A 15,569-nucleotide genomic window follows, 5' to 3' on the forward strand; every position below is an offset into this window, starting at 1 on the left:
TTCCCCTTTATTATAAATAGTAATAGAAAAGACGACCGTCTATGCCCGGTCGTCTTTTCTTATTTTTGATTTGATTGCAAAGTTTCCTTTAGCTCCTCAAACTTCTCATTTAATTGATCTGTCATCATTTTCATCGCTGTTTTTCGATCTATTTGTTCTTCAGCATCAATTTGAATTGGGTCTCCAAAAATCAATTGTGCCTTTTTCCCTTTTATTAATTCTTTTACACTTGATGGACCAACATAAGCTGCCGGTACTAACGGGACATTAGAACGTAGCGCAATCGTAACAGCCCCAGCTTTTAATGAAACGTCTTCTGTTGATCGTGTCCCACTCGGAAAAATCCCTACTACTTTGCCTTCCTTTAATAGGCGTGACGGAATTTTGAGTGTGCTCGGTCCTGGATTTGCACGATCTACAGGGAATGCATTCACATTTTTAAAGAACCAGTTTTTGAATTTCCCTTCAAATAATTCTTTTTTAGCCATGTAATGAATTTGGGTCGGATACATCCCTGTAGCTAACATTAATACATCCATAAAACTTGTATGTGTACACGCAACAACATACGGACCGCCTTCTGGTAACTTTTCTCTTCCTTGCACTTCTACTTTTCCAGCTGTTTTAAATATATATTTCAACAAAAATGTAATTGGTTTATACATTTGTTTCGTTCCTTTCTGAACATCCGAATTATAATCATTCTCTTACAACGATTATAACACTAAGTTTTAGGAGTTGGTAATAAAAATGAGTATTAATTGTTAAATTTCAATTCTTACAAAAGTGTAATTTTCTTGTAAGCTAATTCGATAGTTACTTCTTGCAATATTTCATACAATTAAGTCAGAAAGAAACAACAACTATTCGAAAAGGAGCGGATCAATATGATGAACAAGATGAAAACGAACAATTTTTTAAATACAATGGGCATGGTATTTTCCGCTCTGATCGATGCTAAAGCTGTTGCTTCTACATTAAACAAGTAAGGAGAATTCATTATGAACAATATCACTTTTAACAAATTAGATTTTTTAGGATTAGCTAGCGGCTCTCTTCTTCTTACTGCTTTTATTTACGCTGCTACCCTTGTATAACTTTGTGTCCCCTTTCCCCTTTATATAGAAAAAGACGACCGTCTATGCCCGGTCGTCTTTTTAAATGTTTCTTTCTTTTAACTCTTTTAAAAGCTGTATCATTTCAGCTTGTTGTTTTATCTTCTTACGACCATTTCGGTTAATCGCTGCAAGCTCACAAGCAACTCCGACAGCAAAGAAAAACAATACACTTTCTAACATGTGAAATCCTCCAATTGCCTACTAAACAGCTTGGCGTAATTGCTCTTCTTGTAAAACCTTCTTATTTATATGTTCTTCTTTCCTCTGACAAAGGTTATTGCGAATAAGTGCTGCAACAACAAATAAAGTCCCTATAATATCAAACATCGTTATTTTGTATCCTTGCATCATCATAATCATTAAAGTCGTAATCGGTACAAAGTTAATAAATAAAATCCCATTAATAGATGATAAAATCTTCACACCATAATTCCAAGCGAGTAACGCTACGATTCCCGGTAATGTCATCATAAACAATAAATCATATTTCACGATAGAAATCGTTCCCATACTCGGAACCGATACATATCCAAGCCATGTAATAATTACAGTTATAATCCCTGTGACAGTCGTACCGAATACACACGTCAACGTAGAATAACGTAATGTTGACCAGTCGCTACACGTTTGACCACCCATCGTATAAATAACCCAGCCTACAACTCCAACAAATATACATGCTAGTGAAAACATGTTATCTTTCAACGTTAAAAAGAAACTCATATCACCTTTTGTAATAACAAATATAGCTCCTACAAAAGCGATAATCATGCTCGTTATCATATACTTTTTCGGTTTTACCTGCTTATATCCCCATAGAATACAAATAGAAATCATCGGCATAAGTGCTTCCATAATGGAGGCTACCATCACGCCTGATTTTCCCATTAACATTTGACCTAAAAATATAAGTACATTATATACAGTAAACGCCATCGTCCCGAAAAAGACGAGTAACTTTCCTCTTCCCTCTAAACGAAATGCCTGCCTTCCTTCTTTCGCTAACAACAATACAATCAGTACGATTGCCACCGCTCCATAGCGAATAAGCGAAAAATAAAATGGATCTATGTATTCTAGCGCATGATCAGCAACCGGAAACATTGCTCCCCACGACATACTTGCAATTAAACATGCTAAAGCCCCTATTATCATTTGACCTTTTTTCACCACAATCCCCCACTTCTTTCTATTTGCACAAAGAGAATTGTAAAAGAAAAAATATATCACGTAAAATGATTCGAAATGATGTTAACTATCACTTATAATGATAGTTAACATCAAGGAGGAGCATAAAATGGAATTAAGAGACTTACAAATCTTCCAAAGCGTTGCCGACCAAGGCAGTGTAAGCGGCGCAGCAAAGGAATTAAACTACGTACAATCAAATGTAACTACACGTATTAAACAACTAGAAAACGAACTAAAAACACCGCTCTTTTATCGTCATAAACGAGGTATGACTTTAACAGCCGAAGGAAGAAAAATGCTCGTTTATGTTCATAAAATTTTGCAAGATGTTGACGAGCTAAAACAAGTATTTTTAGATAGTGAAACACCCTCCGGTATATTAAAAATTGGTACAGTCGAAACAGTAAGTACATTACCTACCATTTTATCTTCTTACTATAAACGCTATCCGAATGTCGACTTATCATTACAAGCAGGTCTAACAGAAGAATTGATTAGAGAAGTCCTTAATCATCAATTAGATGGTGCCTTTATATCAGGTCCAATTAAACATCCACTAATCGAACAATATGATGTTAGTACAGAGAAATTAATGCTTGTAACACAAAATAAAGCTTTTCATATTGAAGAATTTACAACCACGCCCCTACTCGTTTTTAACCAAGGATGTGGATACCGTTCCAAACTAGAACGATGGCTGAAAGATGAGGGTTTGCTACCAAAAAGAATTATGGAATTTAATATATTAGAGACAATATTAAACAGTGTTGCACTCGGCCTTGGAATTACACTCGTACCACAGTCCGCTGTCCATCATCTTTCTAAAGCTGGTAAGGTACATTGTCATGCAATCCCTGAAAAATATGGTAGTATTTCAACGGTTTTCATACGCCGTAAAGATAGCTATATGACGAATTCAATGCGTAGCTTTTTAAAAACAATTGAAGAGCATCATCATATCAATATGCTTTAAAAGACATTCTTACACGAATGTCTTTTTTTCTTACAAAAGTGTAAGCCTTCCGTAAGCTAATTCGATAGTTGTAGGCGATCATATTCCCTATAATTAAGATATAAAGCAGGGCAACAACAATTCGAAAAGGAGCGGATACGCATGATGAACAAAATGAAATCAAACAAATTTTTAAATACAATGGGCATGGTGCTATCCGCACTTGTCGATGCAAAAGCCGTTGCAACTACATTAAACAAATAAGGAGAGATCATAATGAACAACATCACATTTAACAAATCAGACTTCATCGGACTTGCAAGTGGAGCTACTCTTCTTACAGCTTTCATTTACACACTTGCTCAAGGTCTTGTTTAATACTTTGTTTCCCCAAACCCCTTTATATATAGAAAAAGCAGCTCGTCTTATGGACAAGCTGCTTTTTAGTTTATTTCATATATAATTTGACCTGTTTTCGTCATATCGTATCCGCCAATTGCTTTTAATTCATTATGAAATTCTTCCGATTGCAGAATATCTTTCACGACTTCAATCAGCTCTTCATTTTCTTTATTCTTCAAAATCACTAAATCATACTGTTCTTTCATGATTGGAATAAAATCTACATTTACAATTTGCGAAAATTTTTCTGATCCTACTCCCACATCAGCTTTTCCATTCGCGACTTGCGTGGCAACACCAAGATGATTCGATTCTTCCCATTCATATCCACTAATACGTTCTTTATTTAACTTTTGAATGCGCAATTGTTCATCGACTAACACCCTAATACCAGAACCTTTTTCTCGATTTACAAATCGTATAGATGATTGAGATAAATCAGCCCATGTTTTTATATTTTTAGGATTTCCCTTTTGCACATAAAACCCAACGTTCCTTGCTAATAAATTAATCATAGTACATGGTTGTCCAACTAAAATACGTTTTACGTAAGGAACATTATATGTACCCGTTTCTCCATCAAACAAATGAAGACTAACGATACTTCCTTCTCCTTGATACATTTTTATTAAACTCGTTAAACTACCTTGATATGCCCTTAATATATTTGAACTTGGCAGGCGATTTTCTATACGTTTTGCCAACATATCTAACGTTAGTTCTTGTCCGCTAATAATACATGTATCCAAGCCTCTACTATCTTCGCTCTTTACAGGAGTACCTTGTATTTTCCCTGTTTTCATTTGCTTTATATATTGTTCTAAATCTGTTGCATCAATACGCATCTGTCTACCGATTCTATAAGAAGGCAGTTCTCCTTTTTTAATTAGATCGTATACAGTTAATTTTGATACTTTTAATCGCTTCGCTACTTCTTCCGTTGTGTAGGAATGATGATCCATAGACGATTCCTCACTTTCTTCCTTCATTGTAACAAAGAAAAGAATATTTCTCCTATATTTTAAAAACAACTACATCGTTCAAATTATATTCAATTATAACTAGTTATATTTAGTTATATTTAGTTATAATTAAATATGTCAAAACGAAAGGGGATTTTTTTATGAACAAGTTTACATTACGATCCATCGGAGCACTTATACTTTCTTTTCTTCTTATATTTAGTGCTGCATGTACAAGCGGCGAAAAGAAAGAGAAATCAACTGCTAAAGAAGGAAAAACAGTAGAACTTACTATATCAGCTGCTGCAAGCTTACAAGATGCACTAAAAGAAATTGAAACAAAATATAAAGAAAAAGAACCTAATATTAAACTTTCTTTTAACTTCGGTGCTTCTGGTGCACTTCAACAACAAATTGAGCAAGGTGCACCTGCTGATTTATTCTTCTCAGCAGCCGAAGATAAATTCCAAACCCTTGTTAAAAAAGGGTTTATTAATGAAAAAGAAGGGAAAAATCTTCTTGGAAATGAACTCGTTCTAGTCGTCCCAAAAGATAGTTCTCTTACAAAAATTCAAGATTTAAAAGATGAAAAAATTAAGAAGATCGCACTTGGTACACCTGAATCAGTACCTGCTGGAAAATATGCAAAGGCTTCTCTCACACATGAAAATCTATGGAATGATATTCAAAATAAAATCGTATTTACAAAAGATGTTCGCCAAGTGTTAACATATGTAGAAACAGGTAATGTCGATGCTGGTATTGTATACAAAACAGATGCTCTTATTTCAAACAAAGTAAAAATTGGTGAGACAGCAGCAGCGACTTCTCATGAGCCAATTCACTATCCTTTAGGTGTTATAAAAGAATCTAAGCACAAGAAAGAGGCGACCTCATTTTATGAGTATTTGCAGTCAAAAGATGCACAATCTATCTTTAAGAAATATGGATTTACAGTCCTATCATAATTGCCATGAGCTTTGATGCTATTTTGTCACCAATCTTTCTATCTTTACGAGTAGCTGCATGCGCCACCCTTATCGTTACAATTTTAGGAACGATAATCGGACGAGCGCTAGCACGCTCTTCATGGAGATATAAAGTAATATTAGAAACCATTTTCTTATTACCCATGGTACTTCCGCCAACTGTAATCGGCTTTTTTCTCATTATCATTTTTGGAAATAATAGTCCCATTGGAACGTGGGTAGAATCAATATTTCAGCAGTCTATTATGTTCACATCTACTGCTGCTATCATCGCTTCTACAGTTGTTGCATTTCCGCTTATGTATCAATCAGCAAAAACAGGATTTTCTATCGCAAATGTACAAATTGAAGAAAGTGCTCGTGATCTTGGTGCAAGTGAATATCAAGTTTTTCTACACGTCACACTCCCGCTTGCATTTCCTGCCTTACTAAGCGGAATGATTTTGAGCTTTGTTCGTGCACTAGGGGAATTTGGTGCTACTCTCATGTTTGCCGGAAATATTCCTGGTAAAACACAGACTATCCCAACTGCAATTTATATGGCGATTGACGCAAGTAATATGCAACTTGCTTGGACACTAGTAGTTATCACTATTAGTATGTCACTCCTATTTCTGCTATGTATTCAGCTTATTAATAAAAGAATCACTAACTCTTAAAGCAGCTTCTGTCGAAGCTGCTTCTTTATTTCTTAGGAAATAAAATATACTAACGGGAAATAACTGAATTTTACCTTTTATTAAAATATACATTTTATTTGAATTCACTTTCTAAAATAGGCAATTTCCTGTTATTATATGGAGGTGTTTCAAAAAATGAAGAAATGAAAACGCATTTATATCGTGAATTATTCATCCTGTTTTAGCGATCGGTAATCTTCTACTCTATTAGTGGGGCATTACCGATCGTTAGAACGATATGTAATTATATTGGTATAGAAAACCGAAGGGAGTCTTGTAATGGACATTTTATTAGCGCTTCTTCCTGCAATTGCATGGGGAAACATCTTATTAGTAAGCGTAAAAATGGGCGGTGGTGCATATAGCCAAACGGTAGGTATGACAATCGGTGCTCTATTCTTCGCAACAATTATGTATGTATTTACTCAACCAGCTTTAACAATGACAGTCTTGATTGTTGGTTTTATTTCAGGTTTATTCTGGGCTTTAGGACAAGTAAACCAATTAAAAACAGTTGAAAAATTAGGTGTTTCAACTACTGTAACGATTTCTACTGGTATGCAACTCGTTGCAACTTCTATCTTTGGTGTTATCGCTTTCCGTGAGTGGACTACTACAACGACGATTGTTCTGGGAACGATTGCAATCCTATTAATCGTAGTTGGTGTTGTATTCACATCACTAGATGACAAAGAAAATGCACAGCCACCAGGACAATTGAAAAAAGGACTTCTTACTTTAATTGTTTCTACTTTCGGCTACCTTGTATATGTAATTATTATTCGTTGGTATAATATCGATGGTTGGTCTGCTATTTTACCACAAGCAGTTGGTATGTTTGTTGGTGCGGTTGTACTGACATCTAAACATAAGCCATTTAACAAATATGCAATCCGTAATGCTTTATCTGGTTTACTATGGGGAACTGGAAACTTATTCTTACTTCTTTCATTACCACGTGTCGGAGTAGCAACAAGCTTCCCATTATCTCAAACTGGAATCGTTATCTCAACATTCGGTGCGATTGTCTTCTTAGGTGAAAAGAAAACAAAACGTCAATTGATCTTTATTGCACTAGGTAGTGTTTTAATTATCGGCGGCGCTGTATTGTTAGGTATGACAAAAGCATAAACTTATAATCTATTAATCCCTGAAGCAATTATGCTTCAGGGATTTTTTATTACAACTATTTTTTAAATATAATAATCTTTATAGCCTTATTTGTATCACCTCTCCTCCCTCCCATTCCATTCTTTTCACGATAAGTCTTTTCTTTTTACAAAATTCTCTTAAAAATGGTATCGTTTTTTATAACATATCTCCACTAGAAAGGAATAAAGGATATGCTAACTAAACATCGAATTCTATTTATTGGTGCTGGTCGTATGGCAGAAGCTATATTTTCCGGATTATTTAAAACAAGCAAAGAATACATCGAAGAAATTATCGTTTCTAACCGAAGCAACGTAGAAAAGCTAGAACAATTACAAGCACGATATAATGTGTCTACTGCAACAGATTGGAAGCAGCATGTTACATCTGTTGATACGATTGTTTTAGCAATGCCACCTTCTGCACATGAAGAATTATTAGCAGAATTATCTCCGTTACTATCGAATCAACTTGTCGTAACGGTAGCCGCTGGCATTGGCCCATCTTATTTAGAAGAAAGACTTCCCGGGGGAACACCTGTTGCTTGGATTATGCCAAACACAGCTGCTGAAATTGGAAAGTCTATCTCCTTATATACAATGGGACGATCAGTAAACGAGATGCATCAAGAAACCCTGCAACTGCTTTTAAGAGGCATTGGTACTTCGCAACTTTGCACTGAAGAGGAAGTTCATCAGCTTACTGCAGTTACTGGAAGTGCACCAGCTTTCCTTTATTACTTTGCTGAAAGCTTAATTGAAGCAACAAAAAGTTATGGAGTCGATGAAGCAACTGCCAAACACCTTGTCATTCAAATGATTTCTGGCTCTGCTTCTATGCTTGAACAAACGCAAGATCCAGCTAACCTCCGCGAACAAGTAACAACACCAGGTGGTTCCACAGCTGAGGGTCTCAAAGCTTTATATGAATATAATTTTTCAGAGGCAATTCAAAAAGCAGTAGAAGCAACAAACAAAAAAGCTAGGGGGAAATAATATGAATTTAACAAGTTTAAAAGACTATACAACATTACATAACGGTGTAAAAATGCCTTGGTTCGGTTTAGGTGTTTTTAAAGTAGAAGATGGTTCAGAAGTAATTGAATCTGTAAAAGCAGCAATTAAAAATGGCTACCGCAGCATTGATACTGCAGCAATTTATCAAAACGAAGAAGGCGTTGGACAAGCGATCCGTGAATCAGGTGTTTCACGTGAAGAATTATTTATTACATCAAAAGTGTGGAATAGCGATCAAGGGTATGAAACAACACTTCAAGCATTTGAAACTACATTAGAGAAATTAGGCCTAGAATATTTAGATTTATATTTAGTACATTGGCCTGTAAAAGGGAAATATACTGAATCATGGAAAGCATTAGAAAAGCTTTATAAAGACGGCCGTGTTCGCGCTATCGGTGTGAGTAATTTCCATATTCACCACTTACAAGACGTATTTGAAATTGCTGAAATTAAGCCAATGGTCAACCAAGTGGAATATCACCCACGTTTAGCACAAGAAGAGCTGCATGCTTTCTGTAAAGAACATAACATCCAACTGGAAGCTTGGTCACCATTAATGCAAGGCCAACTGCTAGACAACCCAACATTACAAGACATTGCAACAAAATATAATAAATCAACTGCACAAGTTATTTTACGCTGGGATCTACAAAACGAAGTTGTAACAATCCCTAAATCTATTAAAGAACATCGCATTATTGAAAATGCAAATATATTCGATTTTGAATTAAGTGCTGATGACATGAAAGCAATTCAAGCTCTAAATGAAGATCGTCGCGTTGGTCCAGATCCAGATAACTTTAACTTCTAATAGAAAAACCACTGCTATATGCAGTGGTTTTTTCCGTCGAAGAAAACTGAAAATTTAAACTATATTTCATTCGGTTGACACTTCATTATCCAAGGTGTAAGATTTTGAATTATCAAAGAAACACAAAAATTAATAAAGTTTATTCGTTTACTCATTGTATCAAGAGAGGTGGAGGGACTGGCCCTTTGAAACCTCGGCAGCAGGTTCATTTTGAATACTGTGCCACTTCCTGCAAGCTTTATGCTTGAAAGATAGAATGAGGGACTTCGTTTATATACGGGTGCATAACTTGTACGTAAAAATCCCTCTTTCTCAATACGAAAAGAGGGATTTTTTATTTTTCATTTCCCTCATCATCATCCAAACTTAATTATTTAGGAGGAAAATCAAATGAAAAAGAAGTTTGTACCCGGTATTGCATCAGTTGTAGGAGTAAGTATTTTATTAACTGGTTGCGGTAGTTATAAAAACGAAGCAAGCGGAGCAAATGCAAAAGACGAGGCGCCTAGTAAACAGGTTTTAAACTTATCTTCACCTACTGAAATACGAACAATGGATACAGCTCGTGCTACAGATACTGATTCTGGTCAAGTAATGAGAAACGTATTTGAAGGTTTGTATAATCTTGGTGAAGGTAACAAACCTGTCCCTGGTGTTGCAAAATCTCATGAAGTAAGTGGCGATAAAACGAAATACACATTCCATTTACGAGATTCAAAATGGTCAAACGGCACTCCTGTTACAGCAAAAGACTTTGTCTTTGCTTGGCAAAGAGCTGTTGATCCAGCAACAGCCTCTGAATATGCATTTCTATTCTTTGATATTAAAAATGCAACAAAAATTAACAACAAAGAACTTCCAGCCGATCAACTTGGTGTAAAAGCAATTGATGACCATACGTTTGAGGTAGAATTAGAACGTCCTGTTCCGTACTTTATAAGCTTAACAGCGTTCCCAACATTTCTACCAATTAACGAGGAATTCTTTAAAGCACAAGGTGATAAATATGCTTTAGAAGACAATACAATTTTGTACAACGGAGCTTTTACACTAAGCGATTGGAAGCACGAGCAAAGCTTTAAATTCAAGAAAAATCCTACCTATTGGGATAAAGATACTGTCAAACTAGAAGAAATCAACTTTAACATCGTAAAAGAAAAGTCTACAGAAGTAAATTTATTCGAGTCAAAACAATTAGACCGTATCAAACTAACATCTGACTTCGTTGATAAATATAAAAAGGATGCTAACTTTAAAGAGCGTCCGAATGTAGGAGTACAGTTTTTACGTATGAATCAACAAAACAAAGTACTTCAAAACGTTTCTGCACGCCAAGCAATCGATCAAACAATTGATCGAAAATCCTTTGTAAATACGTTATTAAATGACGGCTCTACACCAACCTCTAGTCTCGTGCCGAAAAACTTTGCAAAGGGACCTGACGGAAAAGATTTCCGTGCTGCAAACGGCGATTTAACAAAGGTTGATACAAAATCTGCTCAAGAATTATGGAAAAAGGCAAAACAAGAACTTGGGTCTGAAAAAATAACGTTAGAGCTATTAACAAGTGACGGTGACCTTGAAAAGAAAACTGGTGAATTCTTAAAAGGACAACTAGAAAAGAATTTAGATGGCTTAACAGTAAATATAAAGCCGCAACCACGTAAACAACAAGTTTCACTTTTATTAAAAGGTGACTACGAGATTGGAATTGACGGCTGGAGCCCTGACTTTGCGGATCCAATTACATTCCTTGAGCTATTTACAACGAATAACCCTTACAACTTAGATCATTACTCTAATAAGGAGTTTGATGAAACAATAGCAAAAGTAAAAACAACTTTAGCCGGTGATGAAAAGGCTCGCTGGGAAGCATTACTAGCATCCGAGAAAATATTATTTAAAGACTCTGTTATCGCTCCTCTTTACCAAAAAGGCGAATCTTATTTAGAACGTTCTTATGTGAAAGGAATTGTGCAAGTAGACTTTGCAGGTCAATTAAACTTCAAATGGGCAAAAATTGAAAAATAAAGCGAAACTTTAATTAGTCGGGTTTTCTTCATCCCCACTAATTATTAACCCGCACCAATCGGGGTTTTATCGGTAGCCCGCAAATAGCGGAATAAAAGCCACTTTATTTGAAATTTCTCCCCCATACCAATTATTTTTTTAGCAAAACATATGAAAAGCAGATTCCCTAATCCGAGGAAATCTGCTTTTTTAATATATTATTCTAAGAAATTAACAATCTATTTTTATTATTGACATATAGTTCTTTCCAGTGTTAATATTCTAAATAATCAAAGAAACGAAATATTTCACCATCAAAATATAACGTCTACTACGTTGAAACATATAACGATAGATTATAGTTCAACATGTATATACATATAGAACACCTGATTACCTACATACACATATCTGTAATAGGTTTTCTCTTCTTCTATAGCTACACTTCAAAACGTGGACATTACGACGTTACGAACAACACATTTAGGGAGGAACGAACAATGAAGAAAAAAGTTGTACCTGTTGTTGCATCTGTTTTAGGGGCAAGTCTATTACTAACTGCTTGTGGGGGGAATAAAGATCATGCAAGCGGAGCGAAAGCAAATGATAAAGCACCTGATAAACAGGCAATTAACTTATCATTCGCTTCAGAAATTCCAACAATGGATGTTGCAAAAGCAACGGATGGGGAATCCATGAGCGTAATGCGAAATGTTTTTGAAGGTTTATATGCAATGGGAGAAGATAACAAACCGATTCCTGGCGTTGCTGAGTCGGTTGACGTTAGTCCCGACAAAACAAAATATACATTCCACCTGCGTGATTCAAAATGGTCAAACGGTACTCCTGTTACAGCAAAGGACTTCGTCTTCGCTTGGCAACGTGCCGTAAATCCTGATACAGCAGCTGAATATGCATTCTTATTCTTCGATATACAGAATGCAAAACAAATAAGCCAGAAACAATTGCCAATTGATCAACTAGGAGTCAAAGCTCTTGATGATAAAACGTTAGAAGTACAACTAGACCGTCCTGTTCCCTACTTCTTAAGCTTAACGACATTCTCAACATTCTTACCAATTAACGAAGAGTACTTAAAATCTCAAGGAGATAAATATGGTTTAGAAACAAATCATTTAATTTACAACGGTGCTTTCACATTAGATAACTGGAAACACGAGCAAAGCTTCCAATTGAAGAAAAACCCTAACTATTGGGATGCTAAAACTGTAAAATTAGAGGAAATCAACTTCAATGTCGTTAAAGATAAGTCTACAGAGGTTAACTTATATGATTCAGGACAAATTGATCGCGTTGCTTTAACTGCGGAGTTTGTTGATAAATATAAGGGCGATCCAAACTTCAAAGACCGTGCTGAAGTTGGCATTCAATTCTTACGACTCAATCAAAAAAATGAAACGTTAAAAAATCAACATGCACGCCTTGCTATTAACGGAGCAATGAATAAAAAAGCATACGTAGAAACAATTTTAAATAACGGTGCTGTTCCAGCTGAAGGAATGATTCCTGCGAAATTCGCAAAGAGTCCAGAAGGTAACGACTTCCGTAAAGAAAACGGAAACCTAGTCAAAGATGATGTGAAAACAGCGAAAGAAAACTGGAAAAAAGCGAAACAAGAACTTGGTACTGACAAAGTAACAATCGAACTATTAACAAGTGATAATGCTTTAGCTAAAAAGACTGGTGAATATTTAAAAGGTGAACTAGAAAAGAATCTAGATGGATTAACAGTGACATTAAAACCACAACCACGTAAACAACAGTTAAAACTACTATTAAGTGGTGACTATGAAATCGGTATTGATGGCTGGGGCCCTGACTTCGCGGATCCAATTACATTCTTAGATTTATTTACAACAGATAGTGCTTATAACTTCGATAAATACTCTAACAAAGAGTATGATGAGCTAATCCATAAAGTGAAAACAGATTTAGCTGGCGATGAAAAAGCTCGCTTTGAAGCAATGAAGCAAGCTGAAAAAATCCTATTACAAGACGGCGCTGTCGCTCCTTTATACCAACAAGGTCGTTCTTACTTACAACGCTCTTTCATTAAAGGGCTTGTAACAACTGACTTCGGCGGTGAATTTAACTACAAGTGGACAGAAGTTGCAAAATAATAAGTACCAGTAAAAAAAGGTATCCAATTGAAGGATACCTTTTTACTTTATACTTCTTTAACTACAGAGCTTCTTCCCTTTACTATTCCTTTTATAGATACAGTAATCATTGCTACCAATTGTGTAACTAATATAATGACTAATAATGAAATAATATTTTTCTCTAAACTAACTCCCCCAAATATTATTGTATAATAGCCATTCGCTGCATAGGTTGCGGGAAATAATTCGCCAATTGTTTGATATGTTTTAGAAAGCATCTCGTGTGGTACAATGACACCCGAACTTACAAGTTGTAGCGAAAGTGAAATTATATTAAAGATCATACCTGCATTTCCGAAAACAGTTATGAACATTTGTGTTAATGAAAGAAAGGCAAAGAAGACTATTGTCAATAATCCTCTTCCCCTTCTTTTTGCATCGAACTAAAACTCATCAGAAATATAAACATAAACATCAAATATGTTCGCCACGTCAAAGAAGGTACATGCCCTGACCAAAGATAGCTAATTAAATAGTTAATCCCCATAATACAAGACGATATTACTAAGCTAATACTTATTAGTTTTACATATTTGAGCATATCTTTTCTCCTTATTTTTTATTTTTCTACTTCTTCAAATTGCAGATTCACCGGCTCTTCTAAGAGTGTTTCATAAAAATTTTCTGCCAAATCTGTTGAAGGAATTTTTTCATCTACTTTATCAAATCGAATACTATCTAGCCATACACAACCTTCTCCTGATAATAAAACACCGAATGCAATACCAAGCGCCCCTTCTTTTATATCTAATACAACCGAGTACGATTGCCAGTTATTCGTATTTTGAATTGGACGATTTTGCATATTATCCATAGCGAGCGGTTCTGTATCTTTCCCATCTACTCGCATCCACAATCCTGCCCAATCTCTTACATTCTCACTCTTAATAAACGCTGTTAAACGTAATCTTTTACCTACATATTTATCTGCTCGGAACATTTGCATTAATGTTGAAAATCCTCCATGCGTAACATTCTCTTTTGCTTTTATGTATGCAGATACTTTTCCTTGATGGACAACTTCATAATCTAAACCCATCTCATATTCAGCAGGATGACTTCCACTTAAGATCCATCCTTTCGGTATACCTTTTTGCATTGAAATACCCTCTCTTTCTATATAAAATGACTGAAAGTACTTTCGATATTTCTTTGGTGGCAATTGAAACATTCTTTTAAAAGCTCTCGTAAATGCCTCTTGTGAGGAAAAACCATATTGCACTGCAATATCAATAACAGCTCTCTCCGTTGACACCAAAACTTGCGCAGCATGAGTTAACCTTCTCTTTCGAATATAATCCGTTACACTCATCCCAACATATCTTTGAAAGATGCGATGAAAATGGTACATCGATACTGCACTGTGAGATGCCACTCTTTCTGTTGTAAGCTCTTCATGCAAGTGATCTTCTATATATTCGATTGCTTCTTTTATCATCTCTTTATATTCTTCATGCATGTTAGTACCCCCTCACAACTTCAATTTACCATATACATACAAATCATTTTTGATTTAAATTGCGGATTATCCCTTATCGCCATAGGGTAATAATTTATTTTCAACTCATACATAATTACATGATTTTGGGAAAAACTTGTATAGAACGAATTTACATAAGGAGGAATTTATAATGAGAATTTTACTATCAGTTTTATTAGCTCTTATGCTAGTACCTGCATTAACAGGATGTAAAGCTCCTGCAAAAGAAGACACAACTTCTAATAAAAAGACTACAGAAGAGGCAAAGAATGAAGCTCCTGCTGATTTAAAACTAGACTTTAATGAATTCGATTTAAAGGCAGACTACCAAGATACAAAGAAAGACTACGAAGCTGACTATAAAAATGTAGCAGCAGATAAGAAAATGGAAGCAAAAATTGAAGATCATAAAGCAGATGTAAAATTAACAGGAGACGAGGCTATCACAAAATTAAGCCCACTTCTACAAGAATTAAAATTTAATAAAGATACTCCTGACCAAGAAGTAATCGATCAAGTAGTAAACGTGTTCAAGCTTGATAAAGACTACCAAAAGTTCGATTTAGAAGTTGTCTTCTCTGATGGAACGAAAAAAGAATATAAAAGAGAAATAAAATAAA

At 35.3% G+C, this 15,569-nt stretch carries 18 protein-coding genes and 1 riboswitch; of the genes, 11 read left to right on the forward strand and 7 right to left on the reverse strand.

All coding sequences use genetic code 11. The features are described 5' to 3' along the window. Positions 1-59 precede the first annotated feature (59 nt). Positions 60-665 carry a lysophospholipid acyltransferase family protein gene (locus MR115_RS24420; RefSeq protein ID WP_000277789.1) on the reverse strand — a complete coding sequence of 202 codons (606 nt, stop codon included), beginning with the start codon at positions 663-665 and terminating at the stop codon, positions 60-62. A 336-nt stretch (positions 666-1,001) separates the two neighbouring features. Between MR115_RS24420 and MR115_RS24425 the strand changes: the two genes are divergently transcribed. Beyond that, positions 1,002-1,097 (forward strand): DUF3948 family protein, encoded by a 96-nt coding sequence (locus tag MR115_RS24425; protein WP_001060007.1) that lies wholly within the window; start codon positions 1,002-1,004, stop codon positions 1,095-1,097. Positions 1,098-1,157: 60 nt separating this feature from the next. On the opposite strand, the gene MR115_RS24430 is transcribed toward MR115_RS24425, so the two are convergent. Then, positions 1,158-1,298, reverse strand: coding sequence for a YrzO family protein (locus tag MR115_RS24430; RefSeq protein WP_061677922.1), 141 nt, complete (start codon positions 1,296-1,298; stop codon positions 1,158-1,160). 21 nt (positions 1,299-1,319) lie between these two features. Further along, positions 1,320-2,288, reverse strand: a complete 969-nt coding sequence (locus tag MR115_RS24435) for a DMT family transporter (protein ID WP_242243054.1) — start codon at positions 2,286-2,288, stop codon at positions 1,320-1,322. Between the two features lie 127 nt (positions 2,289-2,415). Between MR115_RS24435 and MR115_RS24440 the strand changes: the two genes are divergently transcribed. Together MR115_RS24440 and MR115_RS24445 are read left to right on the forward strand one after the other, a co-directional pair. Continuing rightward, on the forward strand, positions 2,416-3,282 hold the full coding sequence (locus tag MR115_RS24440; RefSeq protein WP_242243055.1) for a LysR family transcriptional regulator: 867 nt from the start codon (positions 2,416-2,418) through the stop codon (positions 3,280-3,282). 255 nt (positions 3,283-3,537) lie between these two features. Beyond that, positions 3,538-3,639 carry a DUF3948 family protein gene (locus MR115_RS24445; RefSeq protein ID WP_001060018.1) on the forward strand — a complete coding sequence of 34 codons (102 nt, stop codon included), beginning with the start codon at positions 3,538-3,540 and terminating at the stop codon, positions 3,637-3,639. A gap of 65 nt (positions 3,640-3,704) precedes the next feature. Here MR115_RS24445 and MR115_RS24450 read toward each other — a convergent pair whose 3' ends face one another. Beyond that, the gene (locus MR115_RS24450; RefSeq protein ID WP_242243077.1) at positions 3,705-4,652 is read right to left on the reverse strand and encodes a helix-turn-helix transcriptional regulator; all 948 of its coding nucleotides are present in this window, start codon (positions 4,650-4,652) and stop codon (positions 3,705-3,707) included. A 134-nt stretch (positions 4,653-4,786) separates the two neighbouring features. Between MR115_RS24450 and modA the strand changes: the two genes are divergently transcribed. The 7 genes from modA (at position 4,787) to MR115_RS24485 (ending at position 13,427) form a co-directional block, all read left to right on the forward strand. Beyond that, positions 4,787-5,593 (forward strand): molybdate ABC transporter substrate-binding protein, encoded by an 807-nt coding sequence (gene modA, locus MR115_RS24455; RefSeq protein ID WP_076542571.1) that lies wholly within the window; start codon positions 4,787-4,789, stop codon positions 5,591-5,593. A 5-nt stretch (positions 5,594-5,598) separates the two neighbouring features. Then, complete coding sequence (gene modB, locus MR115_RS24460) at positions 5,599-6,273, forward strand: molybdate ABC transporter permease subunit (RefSeq protein ID WP_063259877.1); 675 nt, start codon at positions 5,599-5,601, stop codon at positions 6,271-6,273. Positions 6,274-6,573: 300 nt separating this feature from the next. Next, a complete protein-coding gene (locus MR115_RS24465) occupies positions 6,574-7,425 on the forward strand; it encodes a GRP family sugar transporter (protein WP_000353549.1) in 852 nt (283 codons plus the stop codon). Positions 7,426-7,637: 212 nt separating this feature from the next. Further along, positions 7,638-8,441 (forward strand): pyrroline-5-carboxylate reductase, encoded by an 804-nt coding sequence (gene proC / locus MR115_RS24470; RefSeq protein WP_242243056.1) that lies wholly within the window; start codon positions 7,638-7,640, stop codon positions 8,439-8,441. A 1-nt stretch (position 8,442) separates the two neighbouring features. After that, on the forward strand, positions 8,443-9,276 hold the full coding sequence (locus tag MR115_RS24475) for an aldo/keto reductase (RefSeq protein WP_063259875.1): 834 nt from the start codon (positions 8,443-8,445) through the stop codon (positions 9,274-9,276). Positions 9,277-9,429: 153 nt separating this feature from the next. Beyond that, positions 9,430-9,534: riboswitch (SAM riboswitch) on the forward strand. Positions 9,535-9,666: 132 nt separating this feature from the next. After that, a complete protein-coding gene (locus MR115_RS24480) occupies positions 9,667-11,307 on the forward strand; it encodes a peptide ABC transporter substrate-binding protein (RefSeq protein WP_242243057.1) in 1,641 nt (546 codons plus the stop codon). A 479-nt stretch (positions 11,308-11,786) separates the two neighbouring features. Then, entirely contained in the window at positions 11,787-13,427 is a 1,641-nt protein-coding gene (locus MR115_RS24485) for a peptide ABC transporter substrate-binding protein (RefSeq protein ID WP_097819855.1), read from the forward strand. A gap of 47 nt (positions 13,428-13,474) precedes the next feature. On the opposite strand, the gene MR115_RS24490 is transcribed toward MR115_RS24485, so the two are convergent. The 3 genes from MR115_RS24490 to MR115_RS24500 are packed head-to-tail and all read right to left on the reverse strand — an operon-like array spanning position 13,475 to position 14,928. Beyond that, positions 13,475-13,822: an ABC-2 transporter permease gene (locus tag MR115_RS24490; protein ID WP_242243058.1), complete on the reverse strand. Its 348-nt coding sequence runs from the start codon at positions 13,820-13,822 to the stop codon at positions 13,475-13,477. After that, positions 13,819-14,010 carry a hypothetical protein gene (locus MR115_RS24495; protein ID WP_061677913.1) on the reverse strand — a complete coding sequence of 64 codons (192 nt, stop codon included), beginning with the start codon at positions 14,008-14,010 and terminating at the stop codon, positions 13,819-13,821. The genes MR115_RS24490 and MR115_RS24495 overlap by 4 nt, the downstream gene beginning before the upstream one ends. Before the next feature lie 18 nt (positions 14,011-14,028). Next, positions 14,029-14,928 carry a helix-turn-helix transcriptional regulator gene (locus MR115_RS24500; protein ID WP_242243059.1) on the reverse strand — a complete coding sequence of 300 codons (900 nt, stop codon included), beginning with the start codon at positions 14,926-14,928 and terminating at the stop codon, positions 14,029-14,031. Positions 14,929-15,100: 172 nt separating this feature from the next. Here MR115_RS24500 and MR115_RS24505 point away from each other — a divergent pair, with 172 nt between their 5' ends. Then, the gene (locus tag MR115_RS24505; RefSeq protein WP_061677911.1) at positions 15,101-15,568 is read left to right on the forward strand and encodes a YusW family protein; all 468 of its coding nucleotides are present in this window, start codon (positions 15,101-15,103) and stop codon (positions 15,566-15,568) included. Position 15,569: the final 1 nt, after the last annotated feature.

Source organism: Bacillus cereus group sp. BfR-BA-01309 (assembly GCF_022664315.1).
GTDB lineage: Bacteria > Bacillota > Bacilli > Bacillales > Bacillaceae_G > Bacillus_A > Bacillus_A mobilis.